This window comes from Microbacterium luteum, from assembly GCF_015277875.1.
GTDB lineage: Bacteria > Actinomycetota > Actinomycetes > Actinomycetales > Microbacteriaceae > Microbacterium > Microbacterium luteum.
On sequence record NZ_CP063814.1, the window covers coordinates 2,777,469 to 2,792,590 of the forward strand.

12 protein-coding genes and 1 pseudogene are annotated in these 15,122 nt (G+C 69.3%); 8 read left to right on the top strand and 5 right to left on the bottom strand.

The window, feature by feature from the left end; translation table 11 throughout:
- Window positions 1–7 precede the first annotated feature (7 nt).
- Entirely contained in the window at window positions 8–1,681 is a 1,674-nt protein-coding gene (locus IM777_RS13570; RefSeq protein WP_194383739.1) for a hypothetical protein, read from the bottom strand.
- 186 nt (window positions 1,682–1,867) lie between these two features.
- On the opposite strand from IM777_RS13570, the gene IM777_RS13575 reads away from it, so the two are divergent.
- The 8 genes and pseudogenes from IM777_RS13575 (at window position 1,868) to IM777_RS13610 (ending at window position 9,923) form a co-directional block, all read left to right on the top strand.
- Window positions 1,868–2,008, top strand: a complete 141-nt coding sequence (locus IM777_RS13575; protein ID WP_194383740.1) for a hypothetical protein — start codon at window positions 1,868–1,870, stop codon at window positions 2,006–2,008.
- Between the two features lie 46 nt (window positions 2,009–2,054).
- Window positions 2,055–3,530 carry a tyrosine-protein kinase domain-containing protein gene (locus tag IM777_RS13580; protein ID WP_194383741.1) on the top strand — a complete coding sequence of 492 codons (1,476 nt, stop codon included), beginning with the start codon at window positions 2,055–2,057 and terminating at the stop codon, window positions 3,528–3,530.
- A 53-nt stretch (window positions 3,531–3,583) separates the two neighbouring features.
- Entirely contained in the window at window positions 3,584–4,654 is a 1,071-nt protein-coding gene (locus tag IM777_RS13585; RefSeq protein ID WP_194383742.1) for an alpha/beta hydrolase family protein, read from the top strand.
- A 144-nt stretch (window positions 4,655–4,798) separates the two neighbouring features.
- Entirely contained in the window at window positions 4,799–5,926 is a 1,128-nt protein-coding gene (locus IM777_RS13590) for a glycosyltransferase (RefSeq protein ID WP_194383743.1), read from the top strand.
- A gap of 407 nt (window positions 5,927–6,333) precedes the next feature.
- Window positions 6,334–6,421, top strand: a pseudogene (locus IM777_RS17610) (DapH/DapD/GlmU-related protein); the annotation flags it as partial.
- 55 nt (window positions 6,422–6,476) lie between these two features.
- On the top strand, window positions 6,477–7,661 hold the full coding sequence (locus IM777_RS13600) for a glycosyltransferase (protein WP_194383745.1): 1,185 nt from the start codon (window positions 6,477–6,479) through the stop codon (window positions 7,659–7,661).
- A 49-nt stretch (window positions 7,662–7,710) separates the two neighbouring features.
- Complete coding sequence (locus IM777_RS13605; protein WP_194383746.1) at window positions 7,711–8,688, top strand: glycosyltransferase; 978 nt, start codon at window positions 7,711–7,713, stop codon at window positions 8,686–8,688.
- Window positions 8,689–8,696: 8 nt separating this feature from the next.
- Window positions 8,697–9,923, top strand: coding sequence for a hypothetical protein (locus IM777_RS13610; protein WP_194383747.1), 1,227 nt, complete (start codon window positions 8,697–8,699; stop codon window positions 9,921–9,923).
- Window positions 9,924–9,932: 9 nt separating this feature from the next.
- Here IM777_RS13610 and IM777_RS13615 read toward each other — a convergent pair whose 3' ends face one another.
- Genes IM777_RS13615 through IM777_RS13630 form a run of 4 tightly spaced genes read right to left on the bottom strand, consistent with a single transcriptional unit; the run spans window position 9,933 to window position 14,986 of the window.
- Window positions 9,933–11,609 (bottom strand): lipopolysaccharide biosynthesis protein, encoded by a 1,677-nt coding sequence (locus tag IM777_RS13615; RefSeq protein WP_194383748.1) that lies wholly within the window; start codon window positions 11,607–11,609, stop codon window positions 9,933–9,935.
- Window positions 11,606–12,460: a glycosyltransferase gene (locus IM777_RS13620; protein WP_194383749.1), complete on the bottom strand. Its 855-nt coding sequence runs from the start codon at window positions 12,458–12,460 to the stop codon at window positions 11,606–11,608. Before IM777_RS13620 ends, IM777_RS13615 begins: the two co-directional genes overlap by 4 nt.
- Window positions 12,457–14,010, bottom strand: coding sequence for an O-antigen ligase family protein (locus tag IM777_RS13625; RefSeq protein ID WP_194383750.1), 1,554 nt, complete (start codon window positions 14,008–14,010; stop codon window positions 12,457–12,459). Before IM777_RS13625 ends, IM777_RS13620 begins: the two co-directional genes overlap by 4 nt.
- Before the next feature lie 10 nt (window positions 14,011–14,020).
- Entirely contained in the window at window positions 14,021–14,986 is a 966-nt protein-coding gene (locus tag IM777_RS13630) for a hypothetical protein (protein WP_194383751.1), read from the bottom strand.
- Between the last annotated feature and the right edge of the window lie 136 nt (window positions 14,987–15,122).

A 15,122-nucleotide genomic window follows, 5' to 3' on the forward strand; every position in this document is an offset into this window, starting at 1 on the left:
AGCCCGATCAGGCCAGGGCGGACCAGATCTGCGTGAGCCGCGCCGCGTCGGGCAGCGGGCAGTTCGCGTCGTACCACTCCTGGCCGAGGACAACGTCCTGATCGCCGTATGTCGCGTTATCGACGACGAACGAGCCGGTTGACGGCGTCGGCGGAGTCACGTCGGTCGTGACGGTACCGGTCACGCTGTCGAACTGCCACGACTCGCGGATGGAACCGAGAACCAGACCCTCGCTCGCCGTCACACCTGTCACGAGGTCTCCCTGGGAGGCCGGTTGCCCCCACAGGGTGTTCTCCCCCTCGATGAGATGAAGACCGTCCGCGATCGGATAGCGGCCGGTACCCCGAAGGCCACCGACGAAGGCGCTGCGAATCATCGACACGTCTTGCGTGTGCTCAGCCATGACCACCGCGGAACTCGACGCGAAGAGGACCGAATCCTCGATGCTGATGCCACTCACGTTGCCCGCACCGGACGACCGGCTTGTCTGAAGCGTGTCGCAGTGCGCCGAGGAGCCTGCCACCTTGTAGGCCGGTGCCACGTAACAGCCGCGCATACTCACGCCGGAGGCGGAGTAGTCGTTTGCCACACGCACGGCCATCCGGTCTACGCCGTTGTCAGTGAGGTCGGGCAGCACGCATTCGACCATCTCGACATCGGACAGCCCGTCGTGGGCGTTGGACGTGGCGTTCAGACGGCCGAAGGTGGACCAGCCGATGGCGAAGTCCCGGCAGTTGCGCACCAGCACGCCCGTCGCACGGAAATCAAACCCGATCATCGCGACGCCGGCAAGGTTCACGATCGCATAGCCGGCGCCGTCGGCGATCGTTCCGACGCCGGCCACAGAACCCCAGCCGTCGCGCGGGGTGACCAGAACGCGCCAATCGCGGCCCACCGAACCGACGTCGTGGAGATCACCGGCCCTCGTGGAGCCCGAACCACCGCCGGCAGCGAAGGTGCCGGGGCGCACGAGGACCTTGACCTTGCTCGTCGGGTCCGCGGCGGCGATCGCCGCGCCGATCTGACCCCAGTCGGGGTCGACCTCGACAACCGAATCGAACGCGTCGTGCACCCACGGGGTGCGGGCTGGCCAGTGGGAGCCGTCGGGGCCGAAGAAGCCGCTCGGCGCGTTCAGCTGAGGCGCTGGCTCGAAGAGCTCGACGGTCGCGCCGCCGCCGCCGGCCTCCGCCGGAAGGGACGCGGTCAGGGTCGCGGTGCGGTCGACGTCGCTGCCGAGCACGCTCGTCACGACATACACGGCGAAAGACGTAAGGGCATTGCCCTCCCCCAGCACGACGACCACGTCGGAGCCCTCGTACTCCATGCTTCCGGGCAGAACCGGGTCGGTGAGCACGGTCTCGGCCGTCGGACCGAACCCAGCTGCGGAGAAGATGTAGGTGCCGGCCGGAAGAGCGACACCCTCAACCGTTTCGACGCGCAACGCGGGATACTCCCCGACAGTGTCCACCGATACGGTGGACGGTGTCACGGTGGGTGAGACCGTCATCGCCGGAACGACCGTCGTCGAGACGATGACCGGTGCCGCCCAGGCGCCGGCTTTCAAGAGTGTGCGTCGGTCCATACCGATGCCTGACAGTTCCACGATCGCCCCAAATCGGTCGTCGGATGTAGGTGCTGCACGCGAAACCCTAGAGGAACACTGCGTCAGAACTCGGCACATTCTCCCGGTGAAACGCCGAATTTACCTTGACGAGCCCGCGACAGGCGTGGCAGGCATCCAGGAATCACCACGTATGCTGGAGGCCGTGCCAGCTCCATCCCGTTCACCTCGCGCCCCGCGTGGACGGGCGGCACAGCCGGCAAGGCGTTGTACCGTCGCTCTCATCCATCCGGCACGGAGGCCGTGATGCGAAAGGGAACCGTGATCGCCGTACTGCTGACTCTCGCCGTGCTCGCCGCCGTCGCCACGGGCATCGTGCGACGACTCGACATCGACGCGCTCCGCGAGCGCGAGCTCGACGACTGGGCCGAGTCCGCATCCCGCTGAGTCACGTTCGGCACGCTAGAGTGCCGGAAAACACGAATGGGGACTCGTGGAACTCCGTGACTACCTGCGCATTCTGCGCGCGCACTGGATGGGCGTCGCGCTGCTGACGATCCTCGGACTCGCCGTCGCGCTCGGGTGGAGCCTCCTTCAGCCGCGCATGTACACCGCGAGCACCAGCGGGTACGTCACCGCACAGGAGTACGCACAGAGTTCCGGCGGTGGATCGCCGCTCGTCGGCGACCAGCTCGCCCGCAGCAAGGTCACCTCATACCTCGACATGGGCACGTGGCGGGTCGTCGCGGAGTATGCGATCGACGAGCTCGGGCTGGAGACGGCCCCGGAATCGCTCGTGCACCGCATCGACGTCTCGAACCCGCTCGACACCGTCGTCATCCACGTCGACGCCACGGCCTCGTCCCCCGAGGCGGCCCGCGATCTCGCCGAGGCCTGGATCCGCGGAATGACCGCCGCGATCGACCAGATCGAGGGCGACGGCACCCCCGGATCCGCCGCCGTCACCCTCATCCCCGGCGACTCCGCCGTGCTCCCGACCTCGCCATCGTCGCCGAACATCGAACTCAACGTCGCCCTCGGCGGCCTCATCGGCCTCGCCCTCGGCATCGGGTATGCAGTGCTGCGCAGCGTGCTCGACCGCCGCGTGCGATCGGCCGACGACATCGAGCGCGAAACCGACGCATCCGTGGTGGGCACCCTCCCCCTCGAGCGCGACCTCGACAATCACCGCGAGGTGCTCTCGTTCGCCACACCCGACGCCCGCGCACCCCGCACGGCGCTCACCGAGGCGATGCGCGAACTGCGCACCAACCTGCGCTTCATGGACGTCGACAACCCACCGCGCTCGATCGTGGTGACCAGTCCCCTCCCCGGTGACGGCAAGTCGACGACCGCCGCCAACCTCGCCATGAGCCTCGCCGCCGCCGGCGAGCGCGTCGCCTTCGTCGACGCCGACCTGCGACGCCCCGTCGTCGCGAGTCTGTTCGGCCTGCCCGAGGGCGCCGGCCTCACCGACGTGCTCTCCGGCCGGGCGCGCGTGCAGGATGTCGCCCACACCGTCGGCGCCGATCGCAACCTGCTCGTGCTGCCGGCCGGGCGCATCCCGCCGAACCCGAGCGAGGTTCTCGGCTCCCAGCGCATGCGGGAGCTCGTCGAGATGCTCACCACGCACGGGCTGGTCATCATCGACACCCCACCGACCCTTCTCGTCAGTGACGCCGCCGTGCTGAGCGCATCGACCGACGGCGCCCTCGTGGTCGTGTCGGCTGGACGCAGCACGTTCGAGATGCTGGAGAAGTCCCTCGAGAACATCTCGCGCGTCAACGGCCGGGTGCTCGGCGTCGTGCTCAACAAGATGCCGCGGCGGCGCGGCGCGCAGGACTACTACGGCTACGCCCCGGCGACCGGCACCGAGCCCGAGAACGCGTCAGCAGCTCCCCACGGCTGGACGGTCGTCAGTGGGGTGGGTGGCGCCGCACCGCGCTCGAATCGCCGCCCCGGCGTGTAAACGTCATGTGACGGACGGCGGCGCCCCGTCCACCCGGGGGTACTGTCGGCCCTGTGCAGCCGACGTCTCTCCGCCGCCGGTCGCGGCGATTCCCCGCCACCGCTGTCCGCGGGGCGATCGTCGTGGGGGCGGTGATGAGCGTGATGACTCTGGCCGGGTGCGCGGACACCCCGCCACCCGAGCCCACGCCGACGCTGAGCAGCGCACCGACGACGCCGCCCGTCGACACGAGCAGTGTGCGGACGCTCATCGACAGCGAGCGCTCGACACCCGACCTCGTCGTGGGTGAACCGGCTGAGACCGTCGGCGGGGAGAGCGCGGTGCAGGTGTCATACGACAGTGGCGGCGCGAACGTCACCGGCGTGCTCCGCATCCCCGACGCGGACGGACCGGTTCCGATCGTCGTCGTGGTGCACGGCAGCGTCGACCCGGAGGACTACGAGACCGGGCGCGATCTCGTCCCGGAACAGCGAGCGCTGCTCGACGCCGGATTCGCCGTCTTCGCCACCGACATGCGCGGCTATGCCGGATCCGATTCGGCCGACACCGCGGCGAACCTCACCATCGATCCGGGCTTCGGCTGGTCGACGGTGCTCGACTGGGGCATGGCGCTCGATGTCGTGAACGCGCTCGAGATCGCCCGAAGCGGGCAGATCGACGGCGTGGATCCCGATGCCGTCGGTCTGCTGGGGCATTCCCTCGGCGGTCTTCTCGCTCTGGATGCGGCCGTGATCTCGCCGGGCGCGTCGGACCTGGTCATCGCGATGAGCGCACCGGCATCCGACCTCGGTGAGGCCCTGGGTCAGGTCGCCGAAGACGACCCCGACCTCGCGGACGAACTCGCCGCCGAGGGCATCGGCCTGCCGGCCGAGGACCCGGAGTACTGGGCCGACATCTCACCGGCCACGTTCTTCGACCGAGCGACCGCGCCCTTGCTGCTGCTGCACGGATCGGCCGACGACGTCGCTCCCGCGACGTGGGCGCAACAGACCGCCGATGCGTGGACGGCCACGGGCGGCACCGCCGAGGTCGTGGTTCTCGACGGGGGCGACCACCACCTCGAGCCGCGCCGCAGCGAGGGAGACGACATCATCGTCGCTGCTTTCGACGCCGTGCTGCGCTGACTCTGCGGGGGCAGAAATCCGTCACATGTCCGTCATGAAACGATCACGTGACGAACAGGTTCCCCCTGCGCTCAGCGGTCTACAGTGAACGCAGCGATGCTGCTTGGGGAAGCATCGCTTTCTTGTGCCAGTGGGGAGGCGCATATGGATCGGCCGCGTGTTGCGGTGATCGTTCGGTACGGACTGAATCCGAACGCCTGGGAAGAGCGCCATCGGCGCGGTGAGGTCGCGGACAGAACGCCGTACGGATACCACCTCGCCGAGTCGGCCTTCGACCTGGAGTGGTCGACCGACCGCATCGAGGGCGCCACGGCCCGGTGGTGGCGCATGACCGTGAAACGCGTGCTCGGGTTCGACTTCATCCACGTGTGGCGCAACCGAGACGCGATCGCCCGGGCCGACGCGGTGTGGACGCACACCGAGCGGGAGCACCTCGCCGTCGCCCTCCTCAAGCTGCTGCGACCTCACCGATATCGCGCGGCGAGCATCGCGCAGTCGGTCTGGCTGTGGGACCTGTGGCCCGAGCTGTCCGGCATCCGCACCCGCTTCTTCCGCCACCTGCTTCGCCGGCACGCCGTCGAGATCGTGCTGAGCCGCATCAACCGCGACGACGCCCAGCACCTCGCGCCCGGCCGCACGGTGCTGCGCGTTCCCTTCGGTACCCACTTCGCCGACGCGGGCGAGCCGGGCGAACGTGCCGAGCCTCGCGTCGTGGTGGTCGGCAACGACCGGCACCGCGACTGGGACCTCATGGCCGGCGTCGCGCGCGCGATGCCCGGCGTGGCCGTCGATGTCATCTCACTGTCGGATGAGGTGCGCGCCCTCGACTGGGCACCCAACGTCACCGTTCGAAGCCTTCGGCAGGCCGACCTGCTCCGCAGCCTGTATCGCTCGGCGACCGTGGTCGCCCTGCCGCTCCACGCGAACCGGCACGCCTCCGGCTGCACCGTCGCGATCGAAGCCCTGTCCGCGGGTGTGCCCGTGGTGGCCACGGACGCCGGAGGCATCGACGAATACCTCGACGGCAGCGTGCACAGCACGCTCGTCCCCCGCGGCGACCTCGACGCGTTCACCGCCGCGATCGCCGTGCTCACGCGCGAGGGCGCCCGGGAGGACGCCTCCGTCCCCCGCCATCGCGGTCTCGGGGAGGCCGACTACATCGCACGGCTGGTCGCCATCACCCACGCCGTCCTCGCCGGGCGGCCCGTCGACCCGGCCGTCGAGGAGTTCCAGACGATGAGCAGCGCCGACGATCCGGAGCCGGCGCGATGACCGCCCTCGACCTGCTGCTGACGGCGCAGCGCACCAGAGACCTCGTCTTCAGCAAGCTCGCGGCGGGCGGCTTCGCGAGTTTCGGACCCGCATCCCGCATCCTGCTCCCCACACGCTTGTCCGGTGTGGCGAACGTGGCCGTCGGCGACCGCGTGCTCATCGGCGCCGGGTCGTGGCTCATCGTTCCCGAGCAGCGAGCACCCGGACCGAACATCGTCATCGGCGACCGCGTGCGCATGAATCAGACCTCGATATCGGGGGTGGAGCGCATCGACATCGAAGAGGGGGTCGCGATGGCGCGCGGCTGCTACATCTCCGACCACTCGCACGGCTTCGACGACCCCGACGCGTTCATCCGCGACCAGCCCCTCTCCCGCGTCGCCCCCGTGCGAATCAAGCGAGGCGCGTGGCTCGGGCAGAACTGCGTCGTCATGCCCGGCGTCACCATCGGTGCCGGCAGTGTCATCGGAGCCAACAGCGTCGTCACTCGAGACATCCCCGACCGCACCGTCGCCGCCGGAACTCCCGCACGAATCCTCAGGAGTCTGCCGTGACGCTCGCCGCATCCTCTCCCCTCCCGCCCGGCATGTCCCACCGGGCGCGCGACTTCGTCTTCACGTTCTCGTACGAGTCCTACGCCGACGCACACAAGCGCGGGATGATGCGCCCGCCCGATCGCCTGGTGTCGACGCTCATCGACAGCCCCGAGGTGCGTCGTGTGCTCGTCGCCGATCCCTTCCGCTCGTGGATCACCAGCTGGGTGCGAGCGCTCGTCGACATCCGCCACCGGGCGCGCGAGACCGACAAGTTCCGGCACGTCAGCCCGATGCGCATCGCGCGCGCCGATCCGGTGCACGTCGATGACGTGGCCGCGGTGTACCGGGACTACGAGCGCATCGTGCGGCGCGCGGCGGAGGCTGCCCAACTCGAGCAGCCGGCGTTCGTGACGGCCAGTCCCCTCGTCGGCGGCTTCACCGACCTCGACTGGACCGGCGGCGCGCTCTACTACGCCCGCGACGACTGGCTGAGCTCCCCCGCGAGACGCCGTTACTGGCCGGCGTACCGCGAGGCCTACCGCCGCATCGCCGCCAGCGGGCGCGCGGTCGCCGCCGTCTCGCAGGAGATCATCGACCGCATCGAGCCGACGGGACCGCATCGCGTCGTGCCCAACGGAATCGAGCCCCGAGAGTGGCTGGGTCCGCAGCCGACGACTCCGGACTGGCTCACCCGCATCCCCGGCCCCCGCGCGGCCTACCTCGGCACCCTCGATTCCCGCCTCGACATCGACGGGCTCGAGACCCTCGCCGTCGCCCGACCCGATCTGCACATCGTGCTCATCGGCCCGGTGCCCGATCCGACGTACATCCGCTCGCTGCGCGGCCGACCCAACATCCACATCCGCGGTGAAGTGCGACGGCACGAGGTCGTGGCCGTGCTCCGCAACGTGGAGCTGACACTTCTCGCCCACCGGCGCACGCCGCTGACCGAGGCCATGAGCCCGCTCAAGGTGTACGAATACCTCGCCGCCGGCAGGCCGGTGCTCGCCACCGACCTGCGCCCCGTCCGCGGCCTCGGAGACCGAGTGCTCCTGGCCGAATCCGTATCCGACTTCGTCGACCTGCTGGATCCCGCACTGGGAATCGGGCTCCAGGAAGAACCGGCGAGAGCGTCGTACATCGCAGCCAATGCGTGGACGGCGCGACATCGAGAGATCCTGTCGCTCCTGGGCGGCTGATCACAACCGCTCCGACCATGTCGGGGCACGAAACTCTGGGGGTTTCACAATGAGTACTGGGGACGTCTTGCTCGTCTGTTCCGGCGGCGGCCATCTGCGCCAACTCGCCGGATTCGCCGAACGCCTGGGCTACCTGCCCGAGAACCAGGTGTGGGTGACCTTCCGCAACGCGCTCAGCGAGTCACTGCTCGAGGGCCGCCGCGTCATCTATGCGCCGTTCACGGCCCCGCGCGACGGCAAGAACTTCGCCAAGCTCGTCGCGATGTCGGGGTCGGTCTTCCGCCATCACCACTTCGTCGAGGCGGTGAGCACGGGGTCGAGTCCCGCTGTCGCCTTCCTGCCGCAGGCGGCGATGCGGGGCATCCCCACCCACTACATCGAAAGCGCCGCGCGCGCCGACGGACCGTCGATGACGGGGAAGATCATCGCGCGTGTGCCGCGCATCAAGACCTACACCCAGTACCCGGCGTGGGCCGACGAGAAGTGGCAGTACCGCGGGTCGATCTTCGACGAGTACGAGCCGGGACCCCGCGAGGTGACACCGCGGACGCCGCGACGGGCCGTCGTCTCCGTCGGAACGCAGGAGGGATACCCCTTCACCGCGATGATCGAGGCGATCGTGCCGCTCGTGGCCGACATGGACGAGGTGCTCTGGCAGACCGGCGACGCCGATGTGGCCGGACTCGACATCGATGCCCGCATCGGCGTGCCGCACGCGGAGCTGAAGGCCGCGATCCGAGACGCCGACGTCGTTCTCACGCATGCCGGCGTCGGGGCGGCGCTCACCGCCCTCGAGGCAGGCAAGCACCCGATCCTCCTGCCGCGACGCGCCGAGCAGCACGAGCACATCGACGGGCACCAGATGCAGGTGGCGCGGGAGCTCGATCGGCGCGGACTGGCCACCCTGCGGCTTCCGGATGCGCTGACCCGCGACGACATCGTCGAGGCGGCGCAGCGCTCCGTGCGGGTGACGACCCCGCCGCCGTTCTCGCTGCTCCCCACCGGCCGCGCCCGCGTGGGCGGCTGAGGAGGCCGATGGATTCCGGGAACCTCGACCGACGCACCTTCCTCAGGGGTGGCATGCTCCTTGCCGTCGGCGCCGCCGTGACCGCGTGCGCCCCGATGGACCCGCGGGTCGTCGTCTCGCCCACGCCCCTCGCGTCGTCACCGACGCCGCTGCCGAGCGGCAGCAGCCGCCCGGGGACGACCGCGACCTTCGGGCCGAACGGAACGCACTATCCCGACGAGCTGCCGTGGCTCGGCGACACGGCGATGCACGAACTCGAGGCGGAGTGCGACTGGGTCGACATCGGCCGACAGCTGCAGGGGCTCACGCCGCAGCAGGTGGCCGAGGGGGTCATCATCCGTGTCGCCTCCGGAAGTCTCCCGGGAGACGGTGCCACGTCATCCGCACGCCCCGCCCTCGGCGGATTCGGCGACCCCGAGTGGACCCGCAACGTGCTCATCTGCCCCCGAGACGGCTTCGGCTCGATCACGATCGCCGACGTCGGCATCCGCTTCGATCAGTGCTCCCGCCTCTCCCTGTTCGGCTTCGTCAGCGCCGGCAGCTTCGCCCTCACGCAGTGCACGAACATGCAGCTCGGCTGGAGTCGGTTCGCATCGGCGAACATCACCCGAGGCGGCGATGCACTGGCCTTCTACGAGCTCGTGCTCGGATTCCGGCAGAACCCGGAAGACACCGTCGGCATCCGCCCGACCGAGTCGTACGCCATGACGAACATCAGCCGCTACGGGTGCGTGTTCGGACCGTCGGTGAAGCCCGCCGACAGCGACGCGCACTGCGACACGGTGCAGCTGGAGGGAACCGGCGACGGCGAGTTCGGCCCGTTCCTCAGCGTGGACTGCGTCGACTACGGCTCGTCGAACGCCGCGATGCTGCTGCACGACCAGCTCGTGAGCGCGGAGTACGAGCACTGCATGATCCTCGGCGAACAGCTCCCGTGGCGCATCTACCCTTTGCAGCCCGGCGACTACGAGGGCACGCCGAACGCCTTCTCGGGCGGATGCCGCGACGTGCGCCTCACGGACTCCATCGTCGCCGGCGCCGTCGGGCGCATGGGGTTCACGGTCGTGGAGAACAGCACGCTCAGCTACCAACCCGTCGACTCGCAGCAGCCGAGCCAGAGCGGAGCCTGGAGCGTCGACACGGGCATCTCGGCGTGGAGCGCGAACGACATCATGTCCCGGCAGGACATCCCCGACTACGACGACGCCACGCTCGCCGGCATCTGGACCTGGTAGCGGCCGCCCTCACCGGTCGCGGCTGCGCAGGTCCCGGCGCAGGAGGCCGGCACCGGACGCTGCCGTCGATGCGGACGGTGCGGTCGGTTCCCCGGGCCGCGGGTGGGCACGGCCCTCCGGCTCCCGCCGCAGCGGCTCACTCTCCGCCGCCTCGGCGAAGGTCTGCGGCTCGATCGGCTCGAGCTCCTCCTCGAGGATCGCCTCCGCCTCCTCCTGCTGCTTCGGCGTCTTCGGCGCGCGCACGCGCCCCACGAACTCGAGGATGCGCGCGACGTCGCGGCGATAGCCCGGAAGGAGGAACAGCGGGGCGACGCACACGAGAGCGGCACCGCATCCGACCAGGATCTCGAGGATCGCCACCGGGCTCGGCACCAGCCGCGAGACGAAGTACGACGCGACGAACGCGACCATCGCCATGACGGCCGGGCGGAGGATCGGCAGCACGATGTCGCTGCCGCGCACGAAGGTGCCGCGGATCGCGAAGGCGAATCCGGGAACGAGCAGCAGCAGGCTCATCACCCCGTACGTGATGACCAGGCCGTTCAGGCCGCCCCACCAGATGCCGAACACGTAGCCGGCGATGATGAGCGGCCGGGCGACGAGGTCGTAGACGAACTGACGGTGCGAGTGCCCGAGCGAGATGTAGATCCAGGTTCGCAGGCGCCCGATCGCCTGCGCGAACCCGGCGATGGCGAGGAGGGTGAAGATCGTCGCGGCCGTCGACCAACCCGGACCGAGCAGCAGGAGCACGAGAGGCTGCGCGACACCCGCGGCGATCGCGTAGGTCGGAAGCGTCAGATATCCGATCACGAGCGCGGCGCTGCGGATGTAGCGACGATAGCGCTCGCCCTCGTCGCGGAGGGTGCTCAGCACCGGCAGCGCGACGCGCCCGAGCGGACCGTTCATCTGCTGCAGGGGCAGCAGGAACAGCGCATAGGCGCGGGAGTACTGGCCGAGAGCGGTCGGACCGAGAGTGGCGCCGATGATGACGTTGTCGAGGTTCTTCTCGGCGTAGCCGAGGAGCTCCGCCCCGAAGATGCTGCCGCCGGTGCCGAGCAGGGGCCACGTCTCCTTGACGATGCGGGGCGGGCCGAACCGCGGTCGCACGATCGCCCACAGCACCACCAGCCGCACGACGAACTGGGCGCCGGCCATGGCCACGAGCGCCCAGAACCCCCACCCGAGGAACGCCGTGACGATGCCGACGACCACGCCGAACGCCATCGTGGAGACATCGAGCGAGGCGAGCGTGCCGAAGCGCAGCTCTTTCGTCGCCCTCGCCTGCAGAGGCATCACGAGCCCGCTGAGAAAGACGCCCGGCGCCATCAGCAGCGTGATCTGCACCAGTCGCGGCTCGTTGTAGAGCGCCGCGATCAGGGGCGCGCACAGCGCGACGATGCCGGCGAGCACCATGCCGATCGCCGCGGACAGCCACAGCAGGCTCCGCCACACGCGTTCGCTGAGGTTCTGCGCTTGGATGATCGCGCCGGTCATGCCGAAATCGCGCACGAGCTCCGCGATCCCCATCACGGCGCCGACCATCGCGATCAGACCGAAGTCCGCCGGGGTGAGCAGCCTGGCCAGCACGATCGTCGAGATCATCTGGAGTCCCGCTCGACCCCACAGCCCCCCCATCGTCAGGAGGATGCCCCGGCTCGCCTTCTGCGCGAGATTCGCCGTGCTCATGCCGCACCCACGCGCGTGGTGTCATCCCGCGTCCAGGCGATCTCGGCACGACGGGCGAGGAGTCTTCGCGCTCGTCGGTGCGCGGTCAGGTAGACGCCGGCGTACACGGCGAAGCCGACCCAGAGGCCCGGACGCCGCCACACACGGCCCACGAGCGCCCTCGCACCGGTCGATCCCGGCGGCGGCGCGAGATCCGGGAAGCTCTCGGCGAGCTGGCGGTTGCCCGCCGCGATCCGCGTGTTCCGTCCGATGAGAGCACGCACCGTCGCGGGCGCGTCGACGCAGAAGTCGAGGTCGCGCGGAGTCAGCCGCTCCTCCGGAGCGAACAGCCGCTGGATGAAGAGGTCGTCGGCGATCACATCCGGAAAGCGGTCGAAGCGGCTTCGCGCCGCCGCGGTCAGCATGTAGACGCCGGATCCGATGTGCCCGCTCGCCCGGTAGTCGGTGAGCGCCCACACCCGGTAGTACTGTCGCACCCACCACGAGCGAGACGGGGTCACCTGCATGGCCGGCGCCGCCACGAAGAGCGTCGCGTCGGCCTCGAGGCGGGCGGCAAGCGTCGCCAGGTCTTCGCCCGAGACCCGCACGTCGGCGTCGACGAACGCCACCGGATAGCGCACGACGGCGTCGCTCCCGAGGTTGAGTGCGGCGATCTTCGACGCCGAGCCGGTCTCGACCACGCGCACGCGGGGGTCGACGGCGAGCGCTCGCGACACCGTCTCGTCGGAGCAGCCGTTGGCCGCGACGATCACATCGATGTCGTCGACGGCGGAATCGAGAAGCCCGCGCAGCACGCGGGCGATGACCGCCTCCTCGTCGTGCGCCGGGATCACGACGCTCAGCGCGGTCATCCGGCGACCCGAGCCTCGAACACCGTCGCGTCGCGGGTCTTCGTCGCCTCCCACGTGTCCTTGCCCTCGGTCATGGCCCACGCCGCGACCCCGTAGAGGATGCTCAGCAGCAGCAGCGTCTGCATGAAGGCGAAGGCGTCGTAGAAGAACATCGCCGTGGCATATCCGACGGCCGATGTGGCGATCGCGAACGTGAGGAAGCGACGACTCTCGGGCGCGGACGAGCGAAGCGTGAAGCGCATCATCACGAAGACCGGCCAGACGAACAGGGCCACCAGACCGACGATGCCGAGCACGCCGGCTTCCAGCAGCGTTCCGAGCCACTGGTTGTCGAGAATCTGGGCGTTCGCGTCGTCGCCCACGACGATGCGGCTTCCGACGCCGGTGCCCGCGAGCGGATACTGCGCGAACTCGTCGAAGGCATCGGGAAGGTCGGCCAATCGCCCCTGCCCGGCCATTCCGGGGCTCGTCAGCTGCGAGGCGATGACCCCCTCGATATCGAACAGCGACAGCACCATCGTCTCGACCAGCTGCGGCAGGACGAGGCCCACCACCACCAGCAGCGGCAGTCCGATCACCATGAGGATCCCGGCGAGCTTCGGCCGGAACACCAGGAGGAAGAGGAACATCACCCCGAGGGTGACGACGCCCGTGCGTGAGACCGCGGAGAGCATCCCGACCAGCATCGCGCCGATCGCCGCCGTGTAGACGAGCTTGCGGGTGAAGGCGAACCGCGGCCACGGGCTGAATTTCATCAGGTAGATCGCGATCGGAATGATCATGCAGAACAGCACCGCGAGGGCGATCGGATGCTGCGACGAGGCGTACGCCCTCCCCCCGCCGGCGCGGAGCGATTCGGCGTCGTCGCGCAGGATCGTCAGCGGCAGGAACTGGTGGAGCATGAGGAAGATGTTCTGCCGCGTCAGGCGCTCGACGAAGGCGAAGAAGCCGACGAACGCACCGGCGAAGACGATGACGTTGAGCAGGATCATCGTCACGAGCTCCGTCGAGAGCATTTGACGCGTCAGCACGATCACCGACAGCAGGAAGGCGAGCTGGAAGATGTTCGCGAAGCCGCCCGAGATGAGTTCGGTCTCCGTGAGGGTCACGGCGTTGACCATGAGCGAGGCGAACATCGCCCACAGGAAGATCGCGATGGGCCACCCCCACACGACCGGCTTGAGAGACGAGGCCCCTCGCCGGAAGATCGAGACGGCGAGCGCGATGAGCAGGCCGGCGATGAGCACCCGGTACGGCTCGAGGGCGAAGCCCACCTGGATCGGGAGGGCGTAGCGACGAATCGGGACGAAGAGCACGACCGCCGTGAGCACGAAGAGCATCGTGGTCCAGTTGAAGAAGCCGCGGCGCACCACGAACAGTCCCGCGACGACGAGCAGCACCCCGCCGATGATGAGCGGATCGAGGAAGAGCACCGCCACGATCACGACCGCTCCGACCGCTACCGCGAGCACGACGTCCCAGGGCCTGGTGCCCCGCTTCGGAGTGCTCGGCGTGAACGAGTGCGCGGTGGTCTGAGAGTCGACCGACACCGAAGGCCCCCTACGCGCGCGAAGCGGCGTCGTCCCGGTTCAGCAGCTCATCGAAGTCGTCGTGAGCCGACCGGCGACGGCGAGAGCGCGGAGCGGCCTCCGCTTCGGCCGAACCTGCCCCGACGAGCTCCTTCTGACGCTCTTCGACGGGTTCGGGCACCTCATCCGCGTGTTCGTGAGGCACATCGTCCTCGTCGTCAGCGCCGGCGTCATCGTTCACGTCGTCCTCGTCGGATCCGGTCCGACGCCGACGGCGATCGCGAACGGCCTCGATGATGAGGGCGAGCGCGACGAACAGCAGGAACACGCCGACGGTCACGACGACCACCGGGATGGCGGGGTTTCCGCCCTCCGGATCGCCCGCGACGGGGGCGTTCAGCTCGTCGAGACTCAGCCGGATGTCTTCGGCCACGCCCCACTCCTCCTGCTGGGCGAGGACCATCTCGCCGAAGACGGTGGTCGCCACGGCGGCGATCTCCTCCGCCCGCTCGGCCGAGGTGGCGACGCCGACGATGTCGATGATCGGCAGGGTCAGACGCCCCCCGAACTGCTCGTCACCGGCAGGCTGGGTGGTGCGGCGTACCGCCGAGATCCCCTCGCCGTCTTCGAAGTCGCCGGTGCGTGCGGCGACCTCGGCGGCCACCTCGTCACTGGAGGCCATGTAGGCGAGGATGATCGCGCTGTCGGACAGGTTGATCGGCGTCGGGTCCTGCACGACGACCTCCTGCGCCTCCGGATCGTCGGACTGGGGCAGCGCGGTCGTCTCCCCCGGGATCTCGACCTGGAAGTAGTCCGGCTGCGGGGACGTCAGCAGCACGGTCGACGACGCCATATAGGAGCGGTCCGCTCGCGGCTCGATCTGGCCGTCCTCGACGGTGAACCCCGCCAGCAGGCCGGCCGCCACAGCGACGACGAACCCGATGATGAGCAGAACCTTCTGGTTCAGCAGTCGCCGCAGATACGTAGGTTGTTCCATGGGCACCGTCACTCTCCCCCTGAGTTCAGCTCCATGACGGTCCGAAATTCCCCAGGGACCGGCACGGAGGCGGCGCAGTGCCGGGCCGCTCGACAACTTTCCCACCGCTGTGTTGCGTCCGTGTTAACACGGTGGG

Excerpts from the sequence above, each read along its gene's own strand:
- IM777_RS13570 (WP_194383739.1), bottom strand. The coding sequence starts at position 1,681 with ATGTGCCGAGTTCTGACGCAGTGTTCCTCTAGGGTTTCGCGTGCAGCA.
- IM777_RS13575 (WP_194383740.1), top strand. The coding sequence starts at position 1,868 with ATGCGAAAGGGAACCGTGATCGCCGTACTGCTGACTCTCGCCGTGCTC.
- IM777_RS13590 (WP_194383743.1), top strand. The coding sequence starts at position 4,799 with ATGGATCGGCCGCGTGTTGCGGTGATCGTTCGGTACGGACTGAATCCG.
- IM777_RS13605 (WP_194383746.1), top strand. The coding sequence starts at position 7,711 with ATGAGTACTGGGGACGTCTTGCTCGTCTGTTCCGGCGGCGGCCATCTG.
- IM777_RS13610 (WP_194383747.1), top strand. The coding sequence starts at position 8,697 with ATGGATTCCGGGAACCTCGACCGACGCACCTTCCTCAGGGGTGGCATG.
- IM777_RS13615 (WP_194383748.1), bottom strand. The coding sequence starts at position 11,609 with ATGAGCACGGCGAATCTCGCGCAGAAGGCGAGCCGGGGCATCCTCCTG.
- IM777_RS13620 (WP_194383749.1), bottom strand. The coding sequence starts at position 12,460 with ATGACCGCGCTGAGCGTCGTGATCCCGGCGCACGACGAGGAGGCGGTC.
- IM777_RS13630 (WP_194383751.1), bottom strand. The coding sequence starts at position 14,986 with ATGGAACAACCTACGTATCTGCGGCGACTGCTGAACCAGAAGGTTCTG.